This is a genomic window from Ensifer sp. CCNWLY38, assembly GCF_037120565.1.
GTDB lineage: Bacteria > Pseudomonadota > Alphaproteobacteria > Rhizobiales > Rhizobiaceae > Ensifer > Ensifer adhaerens_H.
In genome coordinates, this window is sequence record NZ_JBBBBO010000016.1 from 117,757 (window position 1) to 135,064 (window position 17,308).

The following is a 17,308-nucleotide window of genomic DNA, read 5'->3' on the forward strand; positions in this document are numbered from 1 at the left end:
ATCTGCCTATTTGTTCAGGATCAGTTTGCCTTGGCGGGTGATCTTCATGCGGTAGATCGCGCCGTCGTGGGAAATGAGGATCTCGTTTTCGCTGCCGAAAAGTTCGCGACTTTCGATAATCCGCTGCGCGCGCCCGGCCTGGATCGGCGGCTCGGATGGGCGTGCAAGGTCACTGTCGTTGGTCACTGCGTTTGGCCGTTTCGAGAGGGCAGGCCGCGCTGTTTTTACAGCATTTCCTGCCGTGCAATTCGTTTACTATCTTGACTTCATTACTCATATTTATTTATGGACGCAATACCGGACTTCTGCACTCAAGTTAGTTATTGCCGGCTTGTGGACAAGGGCGTGCGGGTCTCGTTCGGTGGTTCGCTGCAACCTTTGGGGTGATGTCGATATGAAGTTTTCCAGCCTTCCAGTTGTTTCCGCTGCTCTTGCGGCCCTTATCGCTGCGGGCAGTGTCAACGCCCAGGAGGCTGTGCCCGCCGCCGGGCTGACGATCGAGTTGAACGACGTTGCGCCGTCGCAGAAGGGTTGCAAGCTCACCTTCGTCGCCGGCAACGCGCTTGCGCAGTCGCTGAGCAAGGTTTCCTTCGAGTTCGTGATCTTCGACCAGAAGGGCCTCGTCGAGCGCATGGCCGTGCTTGACTTCCGCGATCTGCCCGCCGGCAAGACCAAGGTTCGCCAGTTTGATCTCCCCGGTACCAACTGTGATGCGGTGAAGAGCCTGCTGATCAATGATGCGCCGGCTTGCGTCGGCGACGGCGTGCAGCCGGGCGCCTGCATGAGCGGGATCAAGACCGGCTCGAAATCGGCGGTGGAACTCAAGGGCTGAACGAACGGGGCTGAGTGAGGCCGCTCTTTCGGAGCGTGAAGTTTGCGCCGCCCGGTGCGGCGAAGGTAAGGCTGTAATGAAGCGTATCGTCATCTGGGCTGGGGCCGCCATCATCTCGCTTGCAACGCATGGCGTCGTGCTTGCTACCTTGTTTGGCCCAAGGCCGCCGGAAAAAGAGCATGCCCTCATGCTTGGCGGAGAGGCGACCGAGGTCGCGGTCCTTGGCGACGCCTTTGAAGAGACGCTACAATCCGGCGATCCGGCGGAGATCGTCGAGCCGACCGAGGACGTTCCGGACGAGGTCAAGCCGGAGGAGATGTCGCCAGTCGAAGATCTCACCTCGACAACTCAGGAAATCGTTGCCGAACAGCCGCATGATCTAACCGCGACCGAGGCTGACGTGATCTTGCCGGCTGAAGAGATGCCGACCCTCCAGGTCGCCGAGGCCGTCGTGACGGCGAGTGTTGCGCCGGTCGAAACCGTGATGCCTGAAGAAAAACCCGAGATCGAAGAGCCCAAGAAGGAGAAGGTAGAAAAGCCGGAACCGAAGAAGGAGCCGGTCAAGAAGAAGAAAGTGACCCGCAAGAAGACGGGTGACAAGGGCGAGCAGGCGCAGAACCAGGTCAAGGGCAAGCAGGACGGCCAGGAAAGCGGCAGTGCCGCAGCCGCGACCGGCAACAGCCGCGCATCCGAGGTCGGCAATGCCAATATGGAAAATTATGACGGCAAGGTCCGCAGGAAGATCATGCGGAGATTCAAGGTGCCGTCTTCGGCAAGGCGCGAAGGCGTTTCCGGCACGGCGACCGTCCGCTTCACATTGACCGCCAACGGTGAGCTGACCCGGGTAAACGTCGCCGGCAGCTCAGGTTCTCCCGCCATCGACGACGCAGCCGTCGATGCCGTGCGCAATGCGGCGCCGTTCCCGGCCTTCCCTGCCGGGGGGCCGAGCTCCAAATCCTTCATCGTTCCGATGGTTGCCAGCGTCCGCTGAGGCGGGCGCCGTTCCGTATGCTCATTTGTGCGGGCCGGGATTTGGTTGAAAAAATATGATGAGAAAACTCATGTTTATACTTTACTCCGTTTATCAAGTTTAATAGGTTGCGCTCGTCACGCAGCCCAAGGGTGTGTGTCGAGATGATGTCCCGATGCGACCGGCTGCCTGTGAAGGCCCTTGTCGCACGATCAGGCGGAGAGGATTGCATGCGCGGCAAGCGTCACCAGAATGCGGCGAAGAATGGCAAGGGTCGTTCGGGTTCAGAACCGACCGAAGCCCGCCAGGAGGCCGGCAAGGCAACGCTCGAAGGGCGCAGTTTTCTCTATGTCGGCGGCCGCGATTGTCAGGTGGCGCATCTGCGCGAAATCGCTAGCTCCTTTGGCGCCGAGTTGCTTCACCATGATGGCGGTCTCCGCGAAGCCGTTTCGCGCATCGACCGGGTTCTGCCGTCCGTCGATTGCGTTTTCTGCCCGATCGACTGCATCAGCCATGATGCATGTCTTCGCGTGAAGACCGGCTGCAAGAAGTGGGGCAAGGCCTTCGTGCCGCTGCGCAACGGCTCGAAATCGAGCCTGGAGCGGGCACTTCAGGACCTCACCACCAGCCGCGACGAGCGGTAATCCTCCCAAGACAAGACGAGAGTGTGGAATGAACGAAGAACGTCCTGACCTGTGCATGATGATCGGTCTGCACAAGCTGGCGGCGCAGCATGGCGATGGCTTGGTGCCTGAACTCTACGAGATCCTGACGCGCCGCGCGCGCATGCTGGACGAGAATGCCAATGTCGCCGAGTTTCCAACCTGGCAGGCCCGCCCGCCGGTTCGCGACCCTCTCGGTCTTGCAGAGCCGAAGGAAGGAACTATCCTCGCCTTTCCGCGGGCAGCAAACGACGCCGCCCGCAAGAAGGAAAGCGCCTAAGAGCAATTCCAGGAAAAGTGCGAAGCGGTTTTCCGTCCGGGATTGCGGAAGCTCAGGAAGCAATTCCAGGAAAAGTGCGAAGCGGTTTTCCGTCCGGGATTATGCAGCAGTTCAAAGTGCGACAGGGACCTTTGCGCGTCTTAAAAGACGCGCAACGCTATAGGAGACCAAGATGTACGTTGCCATGAACCGTTTCCGTATTGCTATCGGTCACGAGGAGGCCTTCGAGGCCGTGTGGAAGGGGCGCGATTCCGGCCTGTCGGAGATGCCCGGCTTCGTTTCCTTCCACCTGCTGCGCGGCGACAGCGTGCCGGAGGAGGGCTACACGCTCTTCGTTTCGAATTCAGTCTGGAAGGACAGGGATTCCTTTTCGGCCTGGACGAAGTCTGAGAATTTTCGTGCGGCGCACAGGAATGCCGGCGAGAACAAGGCGATGTATCTCGGTCCGCCGAAGTTCGAAGGCTTCTCGGCTGTCGAAGGCGCCTGATCATGCGGCTTCGTGCGCAGTCGGCCGCGTAAATTTTTGATTGTATGTTCCATTCACCTCCCGGATGGGGCCATCCGGGAGGTGAATTTTTTTCTCAGGCTGTCTTTCGCGGCAGGAAGGCGCCGAGGGAAACGGCAAGCCAGCCCGCCATAACAGTCGTGCCGCCGAGCGGAGCGGACATCGGGAACAGGCCGTGGCCCGAGATGTGGCGCATGGCGAGATCTGCCGAGAACAGTGCTGTTCCGAGAGCGATCAGCAAGGCCGCAACGGCCGCCGTGCGAAAGCTCGGCCAGGCGGCGTAGAGCGCGACCAAGGCCGGGGCATGCGCCAGGCACATCGCGGAAATGCCGGCGATCAATCTTGGATCGTCGCCGTGCGAAGCAGCCGCCGCGCAGACAACGCCGGTCAGGCCCATCAAGCCGGCAACAAAAAGCGTCGTTGCGCGAAATCCGCTGTGCGACATGTCAGGTCATTCCTTGTTCTGCATATGAAGGGCGAGGCGGGTGATCGGGTCGAGAATGATCTGCCTCAGCTTCGGATGGGCGATCGTTTCTTCAAGCGCACGGGTAAAGCAGAGCAGCCATTCGTCCCGCTCCTCGGGGCCGATCTCGGCGACGAAGTGGCGGCGGCGCAGCATCGGATGGCCGCGCTTCTCGACATAAACAGGCGGTCCGCCAAGCCAGCCGGTCAGGTACTCGTAGAATTTCTCTTCACTGCCGGAAAGATCCGGCGGATGCACGGCGCGGCATCGCGCCGCTTCCGGCAGCGTGTCCATCAGCTCGTAGAAGCGGCGCGTGAGTGCGCGAACCGTCGGGTCGCCGCCGATCGCTTTGTAGAGGGTCGTGGTTTCCGTTTCCGCCATGCTCGCGTCCTTCATTCTGTCGGTCCTAGCGCGCGGCGACGGGGCGAACAACGATTTTAAGAGCACCGGTTTGCGGCGTTTCATCGCGGTCGATCAAGGTCCCTCTTGACAAACCGTCCAGACGGTATCTTTATGGAGCATGACCGAAGCTCATCGCCGCAAGAAACAACCGGAACAGGTGCGCCAGCAATTGCTGGAGGTTGCCGCACGCCTTTCGCATGAGCAGGGGGTGTCAGGCATCACCCTCGATGCCGTGTCGCAGGCGGCGGGCGTCAGCAAGGGTGGGCTGCTGCACCACTTCCCGAACAAACTCGCTCTGCTGGACGGGCTGTTCGACGATCTGGTGACGCGGTTCGATCGTGAGATCGAGGCGGCGATGGCGTGCGATCCGGTGGCGATGGGGCGGTTTACCCGTGCCTATATCGACGTCTGCTTCGCGCTTGATCCCGCCACCGATGTGCCGGGCTGGCGCATGCTGACGATCGCGCTCATTGCCGAGCCGCATCTAAAAAGCCGCTGGCGCGACTGGGTCAGCCGGCGATCGACAGAGTTCGCAGACACGGACGCCTCGACCGGCTGCGTGCTTGCCCGCTTTGCCTGCGACGGCGTCTGGCTGGCGGATCTGATGCAGAGCCACGATCTCGACGCCGGGGCGCGGGCCGGTCTCGTTGAAAATCTCAAGGCGCTTTCGGCGCAGTAACCCGGATGGAGTCCCCCATGAACCCCGCCATGCTCTATACCGTCCTGGTTGCGGCGATCGTCTTCGAAGTGCTCGGCACCTCCGCGATGCAGGCGGCCCAGCACTTCACCCGGTTGGGACCGACGGTGATCATGGTGATCTGCTACGCGATCGCCTTCTTCTTCCTGTCCTATACGCTGCGCTTCATCCCTGTTGGCATCGCCTATGCGGTCTGGAGCGGGCTCGGGATCGTCTTGATTTCGCTCGTCGGTTACTTCGCCTTTGGGCAGAAACTCGACCTGGCGGCGATCCTGGGGCTGGGCCTCATCATATCCGGCGTGGTTGTGCTCAACCTGTTCTCCAAGTCTACCTTCCACTGAGGCGGTCGGCGGCCAGTCCTCAGGCGCCCTCTGGCGGGGGTGCGGTCGATTCCCGCAGGATCAGCTCCACCGGCCAGAGTTCGTGAACCTCTTCGGTCGGCCTGCCTGAGAGAAGCTGCAGCACGAGATCGGCCGAGCGTGCGCCGGCGGCGCGCATCGACGAGCGGGTCGCCGAAAGCGACGGCACCATGTTTTCGGCGGTCAGGTAGGGGAACACGTCGTCATGGGCGATGACCGAGACTTCGCGACCGATTTCCAGGCCCATGGACCGCGCCGCCCGATAGATGCCGAGGGCCGTCATCATTGAGCCTGCGACGAAGGCCGTCGGCCGCGGCGTCTGTTCCAGGAAGGAGCGTGCGAAGCGGAAACCGAGTTCGTCGGTGAAGTTGCCGTGGGCGACGAGGCGCGGATCGAACGGGAGGCCGCGCGCCTGCAGCGCATCGCGGTAGCCCTTGTCGCGGTGAAGCGAGAAGGTGCGTCCTTGCCTGCCGTTGATCATGGCGATGCGGCGATGGCCGAGATCGATGAGATGCGAGGTCGCGCGGCGGATGGCGCCCTCATTGTCGATATCGAGCCAGGCATGCGGCACGTCGATATCAGATCGACCGTGCACGAGAAAGGGCATGCCGAGCTTGTGCAGAAGGGCAATGCGTTCGTCGTTCGGCTCCGGTGAATGCACGATCACCGCGTCGACACGGCCGCTGACAGCGAGCCGGCTGTAAAGCTGGATTTCGCCCGTGGGGTTCTTGTCATCCATCGGGCTGACGAGGATGTCGATGTCCTCGGTGCCGAGCCGCTCGGCCAGGCCGCCCATGAATTCGGAGAAATGGAATTCGCCGGAGCGCCCCATGACGACGCCGATGGCGCCGGCGCGACCGGTGGCGAGCCTTACGGCATTGATGTTCGGACGATAGCCAAGGCGGGTTGCCTCTTCGGCCACGCGCTTGCGCGTCTTTTCGCTGACCTCGGGATAGCCGCTCAGCGCTCGGCTGACGGTGGTTGGCGAAAGACCCAGTTGTTGTGCGAACTCCCTCAGTTTCATTCGGTATGCGTTTCCTCAGCCTAGCCCGGTCCCAGAAGTATACACCTTCGTTGCCGGTAACAATCGGTTTGTCGCGGGCGTCCAGCGCCTCGAACCGTGATGGAATTTTACCAAACCGTTTTAAATTAATGCAGTTCCCCTTTGATTTTATGGGTTGCGGCGCGATGCGGGTGAAGTTTCTCCTTCTCCGGTATAGTATTGAAATTAAATCATTATTTTGAACAATTCACGGCCGAATGACTTTTTCTTGTCGATGGATTGACAGTTTTTGCGTCTTCTGCCAACTTTTTTCAATCCAAACCGCTTTCGAATTTGCTGAGGAGCTTTCGTGCGGTGGAGGGGGAACAGGAGGAGTCGACCCAATGACAACCATGCTCAATGCCCTGAGTTTTTGTGCCGCAATCGTTGCAGCCGGAACGGCCAGCGCCGCCGAGCTCTCGCTCGCCGCCAACACGACCGGCAAGAACGTGAATTTCATCCGCGAGCAGCTCGACATTTTCGAGAAGCAGACGGGGCACAAGGTGAGCCTGGTCACCATGCCGCCGTCGAGCAGCGAGCAATTCAGCCAGTACCGCCTATGGCTCGCCGCCGGAAACAAGGATGTGGACGTCTACCAGACCGACGTCGTCTGGGCCCCGCAGCTTGCCGACCAGTTCGTCGACCTCTCGGAAGCGGCCAAGGATGTTGTCGGTCAGCACTTCCCGTCGATCATCGCCTCGCAGACAGTGAACGGGCGCCTCGTGGCCCTGCCGGCTTTCACCGATGCACCGGCGCTCTTCTATCGCAAGGACCTCCTGGAAAAGTACGGCAAGGCGCCGCCGAAGACCTGGGATGAACTGGCGACGACCGCCAAGGAAATCCAGGAGAAGGAACGCGCCGCCGGCCAGGCCGACCTCTGGGGCTACGTCTTCCAGGGCAACGCCTATGAAGGGCTGACCTGCAATGCGCTCGAATGGGTCAAATCGTCCGGCGGCGGCCAGATCGTCGAGCCTGATGGCACGATCTCGATCAACAACGAGAAGGCGGCCGCAGCGATCGACCGCATCAAGGGGTGGGTCGGCACGATTTCGCCGCAAGGCGTGCTCGCCTATCAGGAAGAGGAATCACGCGGCGTCTGGCAGACGGGCAATGCTGTCTTCATGCGCAATTGGCCCTATGCCTATGCGCTCGGCAATGGTGACGACAGCGCGGTGAAAGGCAAGTTCGCCGTGACGCCGCTGCCGACGGCGACCGATGGCGATCAGCCGTCCTCGACGCTCGGCGGCTGGAACGTCGCCGTCTCCAAATATTCCGACGACCAGGAAGCAGCGATCGCGCTTGCCAAATTCCTCTCTTCGGCAGAGGTGCAGAAGCGCAGGGCCATCGAGCTCTCCAACCTGCCGACGATTGCCGCACTCTACGACGACGCGGAGGTCGCCAAGGCCCAGCCGTTCATGCCGGCCTGGAAGCCGATCTTCGAGAGCGCCGTGCCGCGCCCGTCGGCGGTCACCAAGGTCAAGTACAACGAGGTTTCGGCCAAGTTCTGGAATGCGGTCCATAACTCGCTCTCCGGCAACGGTACGGCTGCGGAAAACCTGGAGCTGCTCGAAGTCGAGCTCACCGAGATGAAGGGCGATAGCTGGTAATCCTCCCGGGGGCGAGGGGAGCGCCTCCGGGCCTTCCCTCGCTCCACCGAGCAACCGCCGACGACGCCCAGCGCTCTGAACAAGTGCTTTGAAAGCAAGCAATTCCGGATGGGAAAACGCTTCACACTTTCCTGGAATTGCCTGGTGGCGTCGTTCCTCTCGGGCCAACCGCTCGGCCGCGCGCCGAATGGCAGGAGTGAGCCAAGACAATGACCGATCTTTCACTCGCAGATCCCCCTTCCGCCCTCGGACAACAGGCAGGGATCCGTTCCGACCTCAACGCCAGCCGCATTCGCTCCGCCTGGATCTTCCTCGCGCCGACCTTGCTGGTGCTCGCGCTCGTCGCCGGCTGGCCGCTCATACGCACCGTCTATTTCAGCTTCACCAATGCGTCGCTGACCAACCTTGAAGGTGCCGAGTTCGTCGGCTTCAAGAACTATCTGAGCTGGATCACGCTGAAGAGCGGGCGCACGGTCTATAACGGCCTGCTTGCCGATCCTGCCTGGTGGAATGCCGTCTGGAACACGCTGAAGTTTTCCGCCGTCTCCGTCACCATCGAGACGGTGCTCGGCCTGATCGTTGCTCTGGTGCTGAACGCCCATTTCCCGGGCCGCGGGCTGGTGCGCGCCGCGATCCTGATCCCCTGGGCGATCCCGACCATCGTTTCCGCCAAGATGTGGGCCTGGATGCTCAACGACCAGTTCGGCATTCTCAACGACCTTTTGCTCGGCCTCGGCCTGATCAGCCAGAAGATCGCCTGGACGGCCAATCCGGAGACCGCGATGGTCGCGGTGCTGATCGTCGACGTCTGGAAGACGACGCCGTTCATGGCGCTGCTTATCCTTGCCGGCCTGCAGATGGTGCCAACGGATATTTACGAGGCGGCCAAGATCGACGGCGTGCATCCGCTGAAGGTCTTCTGGCGGCTGACGTTGCCGTTGATCAGGCCAGCGCTGATGGTCGCGGTGATCTTCCGCATGCTTGATGCGCTGCGCATCTTCGATCTCATTTACGTGCTGACGCCCAACAACGCACAGACCAAGACGATGTCGGTGCTGGCGCGCGAGAACCTGTTCGACTTCGACAAGTTCGCCTATGGCGCCACTGCCTCGACGATGTTGTTCCTGATCATTGCGGCGATCACCGTCGCCTACATGTGGTTCGGTCGCGTCAACCTCGAAGGTGGAGAGCGCTGATGGTTGCCACCCTTGCCAAGCGCACGGCGTTCTACGCTCTCGTCGCCGCCATCATCATCATGGCCGTCTTCCCGTTCTACTACGCGGTGCTGACGAGCTTCAAATCCGGAACCGCGCTTTTCCAGGTCGACTACTGGCCAAAGGAAATCTCCTTCGAAAACTACGCCGGCATCGTCTCCAGCGGCACCTTCCTGCGCAACCTCGCCAATTCGCTGCTGGTTGCGACTGTTGTCGTCGCGGTGTCGCTGCTGCTTGCGGTCACAGCCGCCTATGCCTTGGCGCGGGTGCGGTTCCGCGGCCGCGGATTGCTGCTTCTGACGATCCTGTCGGTGTCGATGTTTCCGCAGATCGCCGTGCTTGCCGGTCTCTTCGAACTCATCCGCAGCGTCGGTATCTTCAACACGCCCTTAGCGCTGATTTTTTCCTACATGATCTTTACGCTGCCCTTCACGGTGTGGGTGCTTACCACCTTCATGCGTGACCTGCCGGTCGAGATCGAGGAAGCGGCGATCGTCGATGGAGCCACACCCTGGGTAATCATCACCCGCGTGTTCATGCCGTTGATGTGGCCGGCGCTGGTGACGACAGGGCTGCTCGCCTTCATCGCCGCCTGGAACGAGTTCCTGTTTGCGCTGACGTTCACGTCTTCCGACAGCCAGCGCACCGTGCCCGTCGCGATCGCAATGCTTTCGGGCAGCAGCCAGCACGAAATCCCGTGGGGCAACATCATGGCCGCATCGATCATCGTCACCGTGCCGCTGGTGATCCTTGTCCTGATCTTTCAGCGACGGATCATTTCCGGGCTCACGGCCGGCGGCGTCAAAGGATAAGGGGAGAAAACATGGCAGAGCTTCAATTGCGCAACATCCGCAAGTCCTTCGGTGCCTTCGAGGTGATCAAGGGCGTCAGCATGGACATCCGGGCCGGCGAGTTCATGGTCTTCGTCGGGCCCTCCGGCTGCGGCAAGTCCACGCTCTTACGCCTGATCGCCGGGCTTGAAGACATCTCTTCGGGGACGCTTTCCTTCGACGGACAGGTGGTCAACCAGCTGACTCCGTCGAAACGCGGAATCGCGATGGTGTTCCAGTCCTATGCGCTCTACCCGCATATGACCGTTTTCGAGAACATGTCCTTCGGCATGCAGCTCGCCGGCAAGGACAAGGAGCAGTGCAGGAAACGCGTCGAGGCGGCGGCCGAGATGCTGCAACTGACCCCCAATCTGCAGCGGCTGCCGCGGCAGCTCTCGGGTGGCCAGCGCCAGCGCGTCGCCATCGGCCGGGCGATCGTGCGCGATCCGAAGGTCTTTCTCTTCGACGAGCCGCTCTCCAATCTCGATGCCGCACTGCGCGTCGCGACCCGGATCGAGATCGCGAAACTGCATCGCAGCATGCACAACACGACGATGATCTATGTCACCCACGACCAGGTCGAGGCGATGACACTGGCTGATCGCATTTGCGTGCTACGGGATGGCCGGGTCGAACAGATCGGCACGCCGCTCGAACTCTACGAGAGCCCGAACTCGGTCTTCGTCGCCGGTTTCATCGGTTCGCCGAAGATGAACTTTCTGACCGGCGCTCTCGCCGCGCCCTACGATGCGCACACGATCGGCATCCGAGCCGAACATCTGGAGATCAGGGCAGGCGACGGCCGATGGTCGGGAACGGTGGTGCATTCCGAAATGCTCGGTTCCGACAGTTACATCTACCTCGACATCGGTGCCGCGGAACCGGTCATCGTGCGGGAGGGCGGCACCTCGCTTCACCGACCAGGCGAGGCGGTTGAGATCTCGCCGGTCGGCGACAACATCCACCGCTTCGATGCAGCGGGGCAAGCTCTGGGCCGCACGCCTATGAAAGGGGCGGCCTGACACGACCTGAAGAACACCGAAACGGTCTCGAGCTTCGGGGTCGCCAAGTTGTGGCGAACCCCATCAATCGTAAGTCGACATGCCCGCAACGGGCGAACATGTAAGGAGAATGACCGTGCCTATCAGAACAGTCGTTTGGGGCGAGAATATCCACGAGCAGACCAACGAGGTGGTCCGCAGCATCTATCCGAACGGAATGCACAACACGATCGCGGCGGCGCTGAACACGGAAAGCGCGATCGAGGCGACGACGGCGACGCTGCAGGAGCCGGAGCATGGCTTGAGTGTCGAGCGCCTTGCCAATACCGACGTGCTTCTGTGGTGGGGACACAAGGACCATGGCGCCGTCAGCGACGAGATCGTCGAGCGGGTCGCCAAGCGCGTCTGGGAAGGCATGGGTCTGATCGTTCTGCATTCCGGCCACTTCTCGAAGATCTTCAAGCGCCTGATGGGAACACCCTGCGCGCTGAAGTGGCGCGAGGCCGGCGAGCGCGAGCGCGTCTGGGCGATCAACCCGCGGCACCCGATCGCCGAAGGGCTCGACGAGAACTTCGTGCTCGAGAACGAGGAGATGTATGGCGAACAGTTCTCGGTGCCCGAGCCGCTCGAAACCGTGTTTATCTCGTGGTTTGCCGGCGGCGAAGTGTTCCGTTCGGGCCTCACCTGGCGCCGCGGCGCCGGCAACATCTTCTATTTCCGCCCCGGTCATGAGACCTACCCGACCTATCACGACGCCAATGTCCAGAAGGTGCTGCGCAATTCGGTGAAGTGGGCCTACAACGCCGATAACCGCTACACGGCGATCCACGATGCGCCGAACGTGCCGGTCGAAAGGGCGCTGGAGCCGATCGTCGAACGCGGCCCCAGGCTGCACCAGGCCGGCGAAGCAGGATACAGGTAAGAACCATGCGACTTCTTGTAGTTGGAACCGGCGGCATGGCGAATAGCCATGCCCAGGCCTTTGCCAAAATCGAAGGCGTCGAGATGGTCGGCGCCGTCGATGTCGACCCCAAACGTGCTCGCGCCTTTGCCGACAAGCACGGCATTGCCGAGACCTTCACCTCGCTTGACGAGGCGATCGCCTGGGGCAAGTTCGATGCGGCGACGAACGTGACGCCCGACAAGGCGCACCACCCGACGACGCTGGCATTGCTTGCCGCCGGCAAGCATGTGCTTTGCGAAAAGCCGCTCGCGGAAAATTACGCCAAGGCGGCGGAGATGGCGGACGCGGCCGAGCGTTCCGGCCTTGTGACGATGGTGAACCTCACCTATCGCAATGTCGCGCCGCTGCAGAAGGCACGGGCGATGGTGCTCGCCGGTGATGTCGGCCAGTTGCGGCATCTGGAGGCGTCGTACCTGCAGAGCTGGCTCGTCTCCAAGGCCTGGGGCGACTGGGCAACGGAATCGCAATGGCTGTGGCGACTTTCGACCAAGCACGGCTCGAACGGCGTTCTTGGCGATGTCGGCATCCATATCCTCGACTTTGCCGGTTACGGCGCGGGCACGGACGCCGCCCGGATCTTTGCGCGGCTGAAGACCTTCGACAAGGCGCCTGATAACCGCATCGGCGAGTATGATCTCGACGCCAATGACAGCTTCGTCATGACCGCCGAGTTCGGCAACGGCGCCATGGGTGTCGTCCATGCCAGCCGCTGGGCGACCGGGCACTTGAACGAGCTGCGGCTCCGGCTGCATGGCGACAAGGGCGCGCTCGAAGTGGTGCACACGCCCGATGGCTCGACGCTCCGCGCCTGCCTCGGCGCCGATGTCGAAAAGGCGATCTGGCGTGACGTCGACACGGGTACCGTCCCGACGAACTATGAGCGCTTCGTCGCGGCAGTCCGCAAGGGCAAGACGGAGGAACCGGGATTCCGCCACGCGGCGAACCTGCAGAAGGTCCTGGACCTCGCAATGGTGACGGAAGCCGAGCGGCGCGAGCTGCCCGTCTAGAGCAATTCACTGTTTCATTGAAACAGCGAATTGCTCCAACTGTTTAAAATTGCGCAATTCCGAACGGAAAACCGTTTCACACTTCTCCTGGAATTGCTCTAACGAGAGTGACGGTCGGGGGAGCTGCTTTTGGCAGCTCCCCCGCTTTGCGGCGGTACCCAAGGGGTCACCGCTGAGCCGACGGTGTTTTCCATCGATTGGCCGAGACGGCGCACCTGCGCGTCGTAGTTTTTGCGGGTGTTGGGATCGAAGATCATGATCGGCGTCGAGACCGCCAGGCTTGCGGCACTGCCGACCGTCTGCGTGGCGCCGAGTGTGACGGCGCCCAGCCGTTCGCCGAGCCCGACATCGGAGTCGGTCACCGTTTGGCCGGCGATCAGGCGGTTGCCGAGCAGGCGCACGACTTCCGGGCTTTCGGCGAACTTGCCATGGTTCAGCTTGTCGCCGCCCTTCAGCGCCGTCAGATCGATGACGCTGATACCGGCCTGTTCCAGCTGTGTGCGATAGGGCTCGGCGGTCGGATCGATCTGCCCGAGGCGGTCGACATTGCCGGAAATGCGCCTGGAGAGGGTCAGCGCCCGGTCGTCGCGCGACACGAACAGCGTGAATTTCGGGCGCTTGTCGCCCATGGCGCGGATCTGCTGGCCGAAGACGTCTACGTCGAGATCGGGCGATGCCAGGATGACGTCGGTGATCTTGGGTGCGATGCGTCCGTCGCGGATTGCCATCTGGCGCAAAGCTTCGACCGTCACCCACGACCCCATGGAATGGGCCATGACGGTGATTTCGCCGACCTCAGGATTGCTCGACGCACGCCGAAGCAGTTCCTCCAGCGCGTCGCGCGAATAGTTGGTGCTTTCCTTGTCGTAATTGTAGTCGAAGATGCTGGCGCGCGAGGGCCAGGTGAAGATGACGGGGGCGACGTCCGTGCCGCTGTCATGGACGATCTGGGCAAAGCGGTAGACGGCGTCCTCGTAGCGGTTGTTGAAACCGTGAACGAAGATCAGCACGCGCCGGCCCTTCGGCAGGTTACCCTTCAGCCAGCTTTGGACGTCGTTGCCCTCGTTCAATGGCGTGACGCTGACCGTGGAGAAGTCGCGCTCCGGATTGGCCGGAAGCTTTTTCGGCCATTGCACCTGGCCGACTTGCCGGTTTTTCTCCGGCGGGATGGAAACGACGATTTCCGTCAGGGAAAGCTGGTCCGACCGTTCGCCGCTGAAAAGGACGCCCGGTTCCGCCGTGGGCGCGCGCGTTGTCGCGACCATCAGGTCGACCTGGGAGGCGCCACCCGTCGTGCCCGAAGGAACGAGCACGCCGACCGGCCGGCCGGCACAGGCCGCGAGGGTTACGGCGAGAAGGAGCGCGGCGGCGATGCGGCTCCAATGCCCTTGCGAACCTGCGAGTGAAAACGGACGCAGCAACCAAACCCCCAGTACCGCATCATGCGGTGCGACGTCCCGGCGATCGGGACCGAGCCAATTCCTTGCAGTAGAAACGCCAGATTTTCATCCCTTGATCGGCATTGCACACCTGTCGGCGCTGTGTTTGACGGCGAGATTGCGACAATCATGCAACATTTCGCTACAGGCAGCCCTGGGTAAAACCCCCTGATATTCATTGAAAAGGCTTTGGCCTTTCACTAGCATCGCCACAACCTTTCCCCGGACGCGGCCGTAGGTGTCCCGTTCGATCTCCCTGAAATGATGAAGGAATTCAGGAATGCAGGCGGTTTTCGATGGCCACAACGACGTGCTTCTGCGCCTGTGGCAGAATGCCCGAAAGGGGGCTGACCCGGTCCGCGAATTCGTCGACGGTATCGGCGAGGGCCACATCGACGCGCCGCGCGCCAAAGCGGGCGGCCTCATCGGCGGCATTTCGGCGATCTACGTGCCCTCGGGTGATCTGGTCCTGCAGCCGCCGGATGAAAACGGCCATTACGAAACGTCGCTCTCCGCGCCCCTCGAACACTTGCCGTCGCTGGCGATCGCCATGGAGCTCGCCGACATCGCCGTTCGCCTCGACTGGGCAGGGGCCTGGAAGCTTTGCCGCTCGACCGCCGAAATCCGCGGAGCGGTCGAGAAAGGTGTCTTCGCCTCGGTGCTCCACATGGAAGGCTGCGAGGCGATTGGTGCGGATCTGTCGGCGCTCGAAACCTTCTATGCCGCCGGCCTGCGCTCGCTTGGGCCGGTCTGGAGCCGCCACAACGTCTTCGGCCATGGCGTGCCGTTCTCCTATCCGAAGTCGCCGGACACAGCGCCGGGGCTGACGGATGCGGGTTTCGAACTCGTGCGTGCCTGCAACCGGCTGGGCATCCTGATCGACCTCGCCCACATCACCGAAAAGGGCTTCTGGGACGTCGCGAAAACCACGAACCAGCCGCTGGTCGCCAGCCATTCGAATGCGCATGCGCTGACGCCGGTTGCGCGCAACCTGACGGACAAGCAGCTGGACGCCATCCGCGAAAGCAAGGGGCTCGTCGGGCTCAACTATGCGACAACGATGCTGCGCGCCGACGGCCGGGAGAATGCCGCAACGCCGCTTTCCGACATGATCCGCCATGTCGACTACATGGTCGAGCGCATGGGCGTCGAATGTGTGGCGCTCGGTTCGGATTTCGATGGGGCCACGATCCCCGAGGGGATCACTGACGCAGCCGGTAACCAGGCGCTCGTTGCTGCGTTGAGAGGCGCCGGATATGGTGACGCCGAACTGGCAAAGATATGCCGGGAGAACTGGTGGAGAGTTCTGGGACAGGCTTGGCACGAGGCCGCCTGAACCCATGAAGAAGGGCCCAAAAGGGCGCAAACGAGGGAACTGCAAAAATGATGCACAAGCTCAATGGACGTCTTCGTCTTCTGACCGCTTCGGCAGCGCTCGCCATGGTTATGGCCGCGACCGCACCGGCCTTCGCCGAAACGCCGAAGGACACGCTGGTCGAAGCCTTTGCGATCGACGACGTCATTTCCATGGATCCGGGCGAAGCCTTCGAGCTGACCGCGGCCGAAATCACCGGCAACACCTACAGCATGCTGGTGCGCCTCGACATCAACGACACGACCAAGGTCGTCGGCGACCTCGCCGACAGCTGGACCGTGTCCGATGACGGCCTGACCTATACGTTCAAGCTGAAGTCCGGCCTGAAGTTCGCCTCCGGCAACCCGGTGACCGCCGAGGACGTCGCCTGGTCGTTCGAGCGCGCCGTGAAGCTCGACAAGAGCCCGGCCTTCATCCTCACCCAGTTTGGCCTCAACGGCGACAACGTGACGGAAAAGGCCAAGGCCACTGACGAGACGACCTTCGTCTTCACCGTCGATCAGCCCTATGCGCCGAGCTTCGTCTTGAACTGCCTGACGGCAACCGTCGCTGCGGTCCTCGACAAGAAGCTGGTGCTCGACAACGTCAAGCCGGTCACGCCGACCGATGACTACAAGTACGACAATGACTTCGGCAATGAATGGCTGAAGACCGGCTATGCCGGCTCCGGTCCGTTCAAGCTGCGCGAATGGCGCGCCAACGAAGTCATCGTGCTCGAGCGCAACGACAACTACTATGGCGAACAGGCGAAGCTCGCCCGCGTCATCTACCGTCACATGAAGGAAAGCTCCGGCCAGCGCCTGGCGCTCGAAGCCGGTGACATCGACGTCGCGCGCAACCTGGAGCCGGGCGATCTCGATGCCGTCTCGAAGAATGCCGATCTCGGCACGACGAACGCGGCAAAGGGTACGGTCTATTACATCAGCCTCAACCAGAAGAACGCAAACCTCGCAAAGCCTGAAGTGCGCGAAGCCTTCAAGTATCTGGTCGACTACGATGCGCTCGGCTCGACGATCATCAAGGGCATCGGCGAAATCCACCAGAGCTTCCTGCCGAAGGGCGTGCTCGGTGCTCTCGACGAAAACCCCTACAAGCTCGACGTCGCCAAGGCGAAGGAACTGCTCGCCAAGGCCGGTCTCGCCGACGGCTTCACCGTGACCATGGACGTTCGCAACGGCCAGCCGGTCACCGGCATTGCCGAATCCTTCCAGCAGACGCTCGGCCAGGCCGGCGTGAAGCTCGAAATCATCCCCGGTGACGGCAAGCAGACGCTGACGAAGTATCGTGCCCGTAACCACGACATGTATATCGGCCAGTGGGGCATGGATTACTTCGATCCGAACTCCAACGCCGAAACCTTCACCAGCAACCCGGACAATTCCGACGAAGGCAAGAACAAGACGCTTGCCTGGCGCAATGCCTGGGACGTTCCGGAGCTGACGAAGAAGACCAAGGACGCTCTGCTTGAGCGTGACAGCGCCAAGCGCGCCGAGACCTACAAGGAACTGCAGAAGACGGTGCTCGGCGAAAGTCCGTTCGTCATCATTTTCCAGCAGACCGAAGTCGCCGGCTACCGCGGCAACGTCAAGGGCCTGAAGCTCGGTCCGAGCTTCGACACCAACTTCGTCGCCGGCATCACAAAAGAATAAGCCGTCTCGA

At 61.7% G+C, this 17,308-nt stretch carries 20 protein-coding genes; 15 read left to right on the top strand and 5 right to left on the bottom strand.

Going from position 1 to position 17,308, the window contains the following annotated elements; all coding sequences use genetic code 11:
* Positions 1-6: 6 nt before the first annotated feature.
* Positions 7-186 (bottom strand): hemin uptake protein HemP, encoded by a 180-nt coding sequence (hemP, locus tag V7S54_RS28690; protein WP_176907420.1) that lies wholly within the window; start codon positions 184-186, stop codon positions 7-9.
* 208 nt (positions 187-394) lie between these two features.
* Between hemP and V7S54_RS28695 the strand changes: the two genes are divergently transcribed.
* The 5 genes from V7S54_RS28695 to V7S54_RS28715 all read left to right on the top strand — a co-directional run bounded on the left by V7S54_RS28695 (position 395) and on the right by V7S54_RS28715 (position 3,231).
* Positions 395-832, top strand: a complete 438-nt coding sequence (locus V7S54_RS28695; protein ID WP_065374356.1) for a hypothetical protein — start codon at positions 395-397, stop codon at positions 830-832.
* A 76-nt stretch (positions 833-908) separates the two neighbouring features.
* Positions 909-1,823 carry a cell envelope integrity protein TolA gene (locus tag V7S54_RS28700; protein WP_065374355.1) on the top strand — a complete coding sequence of 305 codons (915 nt, stop codon included), beginning with the start codon at positions 909-911 and terminating at the stop codon, positions 1,821-1,823.
* A gap of 209 nt (positions 1,824-2,032) precedes the next feature.
* Positions 2,033-2,446, top strand: coding sequence for a DUF2325 domain-containing protein (locus V7S54_RS28705; protein ID WP_065374354.1), 414 nt, complete (start codon positions 2,033-2,035; stop codon positions 2,444-2,446).
* A gap of 28 nt (positions 2,447-2,474) precedes the next feature.
* Entirely contained in the window at positions 2,475-2,744 is a 270-nt protein-coding gene (locus V7S54_RS28710) for a hypothetical protein (protein ID WP_065374353.1), read from the top strand.
* A 172-nt stretch (positions 2,745-2,916) separates the two neighbouring features.
* Entirely contained in the window at positions 2,917-3,231 is a 315-nt protein-coding gene (locus V7S54_RS28715; RefSeq protein WP_065374352.1) for an antibiotic biosynthesis monooxygenase family protein, read from the top strand.
* Between the two features lie 94 nt (positions 3,232-3,325).
* Here V7S54_RS28715 and V7S54_RS28720 read toward each other — a convergent pair whose 3' ends face one another.
* The gene (locus tag V7S54_RS28720) at positions 3,326-3,694 is read right to left on the bottom strand and encodes a DUF423 domain-containing protein (protein WP_065374351.1); all 369 of its coding nucleotides are present in this window, start codon (positions 3,692-3,694) and stop codon (positions 3,326-3,328) included.
* A 6-nt stretch (positions 3,695-3,700) separates the two neighbouring features.
* Positions 3,701-4,093, bottom strand: a complete 393-nt coding sequence (locus V7S54_RS28725; protein ID WP_065374463.1) for a globin domain-containing protein — start codon at positions 4,091-4,093, stop codon at positions 3,701-3,703.
* A gap of 139 nt (positions 4,094-4,232) precedes the next feature.
* Between V7S54_RS28725 and V7S54_RS28730 the strand changes: the two genes are divergently transcribed.
* Entirely contained in the window at positions 4,233-4,793 is a 561-nt protein-coding gene (locus V7S54_RS28730; protein ID WP_065374350.1) for a TetR/AcrR family transcriptional regulator, read from the top strand.
* 17 nt (positions 4,794-4,810) lie between these two features.
* Positions 4,811-5,152 (top strand): DMT family transporter, encoded by a 342-nt coding sequence (locus tag V7S54_RS28735; protein WP_065374349.1) that lies wholly within the window; start codon positions 4,811-4,813, stop codon positions 5,150-5,152.
* A 19-nt stretch (positions 5,153-5,171) separates the two neighbouring features.
* Here the strand turns inward: V7S54_RS28735 and V7S54_RS28740 are convergent, their stop codons facing one another.
* A complete protein-coding gene (locus tag V7S54_RS28740) occupies positions 5,172-6,194 on the bottom strand; it encodes a substrate-binding domain-containing protein (RefSeq protein WP_065374348.1) in 1,023 nt (340 codons plus the stop codon).
* A 362-nt stretch (positions 6,195-6,556) separates the two neighbouring features.
* Between V7S54_RS28740 and V7S54_RS28745 the strand changes: the two genes are divergently transcribed.
* The 6 genes from V7S54_RS28745 (at position 6,557) to V7S54_RS28770 (ending at position 12,835) form a co-directional block, all read left to right on the top strand.
* The gene (locus tag V7S54_RS28745) at positions 6,557-7,819 is read left to right on the top strand and encodes an ABC transporter substrate-binding protein (RefSeq protein WP_065374347.1); all 1,263 of its coding nucleotides are present in this window, start codon (positions 6,557-6,559) and stop codon (positions 7,817-7,819) included.
* Between the two features lie 209 nt (positions 7,820-8,028).
* On the top strand, positions 8,029-9,015 hold the full coding sequence (locus V7S54_RS28750) for a carbohydrate ABC transporter permease (RefSeq protein WP_065374346.1): 987 nt from the start codon (positions 8,029-8,031) through the stop codon (positions 9,013-9,015).
* Entirely contained in the window at positions 9,015-9,845 is an 831-nt protein-coding gene (locus V7S54_RS28755; protein ID WP_065374345.1) for a carbohydrate ABC transporter permease, read from the top strand. The genes V7S54_RS28750 and V7S54_RS28755 overlap by 1 nt, the downstream gene beginning before the upstream one ends.
* Positions 9,846-9,856: 11 nt before the next feature.
* Entirely contained in the window at positions 9,857-10,885 is a 1,029-nt protein-coding gene (locus V7S54_RS28760; RefSeq protein ID WP_336409429.1) for an ABC transporter ATP-binding protein, read from the top strand.
* Positions 10,886-10,994: 109 nt separating this feature from the next.
* Positions 10,995-11,786: a ThuA domain-containing protein gene (locus V7S54_RS28765; protein WP_419178162.1), complete on the top strand. Its 792-nt coding sequence runs from the start codon at positions 10,995-10,997 to the stop codon at positions 11,784-11,786.
* A 5-nt stretch (positions 11,787-11,791) separates the two neighbouring features.
* The gene (locus V7S54_RS28770; protein WP_065374343.1) at positions 11,792-12,835 is read left to right on the top strand and encodes a Gfo/Idh/MocA family protein; all 1,044 of its coding nucleotides are present in this window, start codon (positions 11,792-11,794) and stop codon (positions 12,833-12,835) included.
* 98 nt (positions 12,836-12,933) lie between these two features.
* Here V7S54_RS28770 and V7S54_RS28775 read toward each other — a convergent pair whose 3' ends face one another.
* Positions 12,934-14,208, bottom strand: a complete 1,275-nt coding sequence (locus V7S54_RS28775) for an alpha/beta hydrolase (protein WP_065374461.1) — start codon at positions 14,206-14,208, stop codon at positions 12,934-12,936.
* A gap of 346 nt (positions 14,209-14,554) precedes the next feature.
* On the opposite strand from V7S54_RS28775, the gene V7S54_RS28780 reads away from it, so the two are divergent.
* Positions 14,555-15,610, top strand: a complete 1,056-nt coding sequence (locus tag V7S54_RS28780) for a dipeptidase (RefSeq protein ID WP_065374342.1) — start codon at positions 14,555-14,557, stop codon at positions 15,608-15,610.
* A gap of 47 nt (positions 15,611-15,657) precedes the next feature.
* A complete protein-coding gene (locus V7S54_RS28785; protein WP_065374341.1) occupies positions 15,658-17,298 on the top strand; it encodes an ABC transporter substrate-binding protein in 1,641 nt (546 codons plus the stop codon).
* The last annotated feature ends 10 nt before the right edge of the window (positions 17,299-17,308 follow it).

Excerpts from the sequence above, each read along its gene's own strand:
- V7S54_RS28755 (WP_065374345.1), top strand. The coding sequence starts at position 9,015 with ATGGTTGCCACCCTTGCCAAGCGCACGGCGTTCTACGCTCTCGTCGCC.
- V7S54_RS28725 (WP_065374463.1), bottom strand. The coding sequence starts at position 4,093 with ATGGCGGAAACGGAAACCACGACCCTCTACAAAGCGATCGGCGGCGAC.
- V7S54_RS28760 (WP_336409429.1), top strand. The coding sequence starts at position 9,857 with ATGGCAGAGCTTCAATTGCGCAACATCCGCAAGTCCTTCGGTGCCTTC.
- V7S54_RS28785 (WP_065374341.1), top strand. The coding sequence starts at position 15,658 with ATGATGCACAAGCTCAATGGACGTCTTCGTCTTCTGACCGCTTCGGCA.
- V7S54_RS28730 (WP_065374350.1), top strand. The coding sequence starts at position 4,233 with ATGACCGAAGCTCATCGCCGCAAGAAACAACCGGAACAGGTGCGCCAG.
- V7S54_RS28765 (WP_419178162.1), top strand. The coding sequence starts at position 10,995 with ATGACCGTGCCTATCAGAACAGTCGTTTGGGGCGAGAATATCCACGAG.
- V7S54_RS28700 (WP_065374355.1), top strand. The coding sequence starts at position 909 with ATGAAGCGTATCGTCATCTGGGCTGGGGCCGCCATCATCTCGCTTGCA.
- V7S54_RS28780 (WP_065374342.1), top strand. The coding sequence starts at position 14,555 with ATGCAGGCGGTTTTCGATGGCCACAACGACGTGCTTCTGCGCCTGTGG.
- V7S54_RS28715 (WP_065374352.1), top strand. The coding sequence starts at position 2,917 with ATGTACGTTGCCATGAACCGTTTCCGTATTGCTATCGGTCACGAGGAG.
- V7S54_RS28750 (WP_065374346.1), top strand. The coding sequence starts at position 8,029 with ATGACCGATCTTTCACTCGCAGATCCCCCTTCCGCCCTCGGACAACAG.
- V7S54_RS28735 (WP_065374349.1), top strand. The coding sequence starts at position 4,811 with ATGAACCCCGCCATGCTCTATACCGTCCTGGTTGCGGCGATCGTCTTC.
- V7S54_RS28720 (WP_065374351.1), bottom strand. The coding sequence starts at position 3,694 with ATGTCGCACAGCGGATTTCGCGCAACGACGCTTTTTGTTGCCGGCTTG.
- V7S54_RS28695 (WP_065374356.1), top strand. The coding sequence starts at position 395 with ATGAAGTTTTCCAGCCTTCCAGTTGTTTCCGCTGCTCTTGCGGCCCTT.
- V7S54_RS28740 (WP_065374348.1), bottom strand. The coding sequence starts at position 6,194 with ATGAAACTGAGGGAGTTCGCACAACAACTGGGTCTTTCGCCAACCACC.
- V7S54_RS28710 (WP_065374353.1), top strand. The coding sequence starts at position 2,475 with ATGAACGAAGAACGTCCTGACCTGTGCATGATGATCGGTCTGCACAAG.
- V7S54_RS28705 (WP_065374354.1), top strand. The coding sequence starts at position 2,033 with ATGCGCGGCAAGCGTCACCAGAATGCGGCGAAGAATGGCAAGGGTCGT.
- V7S54_RS28770 (WP_065374343.1), top strand. The coding sequence starts at position 11,792 with ATGCGACTTCTTGTAGTTGGAACCGGCGGCATGGCGAATAGCCATGCC.
- V7S54_RS28745 (WP_065374347.1), top strand. The coding sequence starts at position 6,557 with ATGACAACCATGCTCAATGCCCTGAGTTTTTGTGCCGCAATCGTTGCA.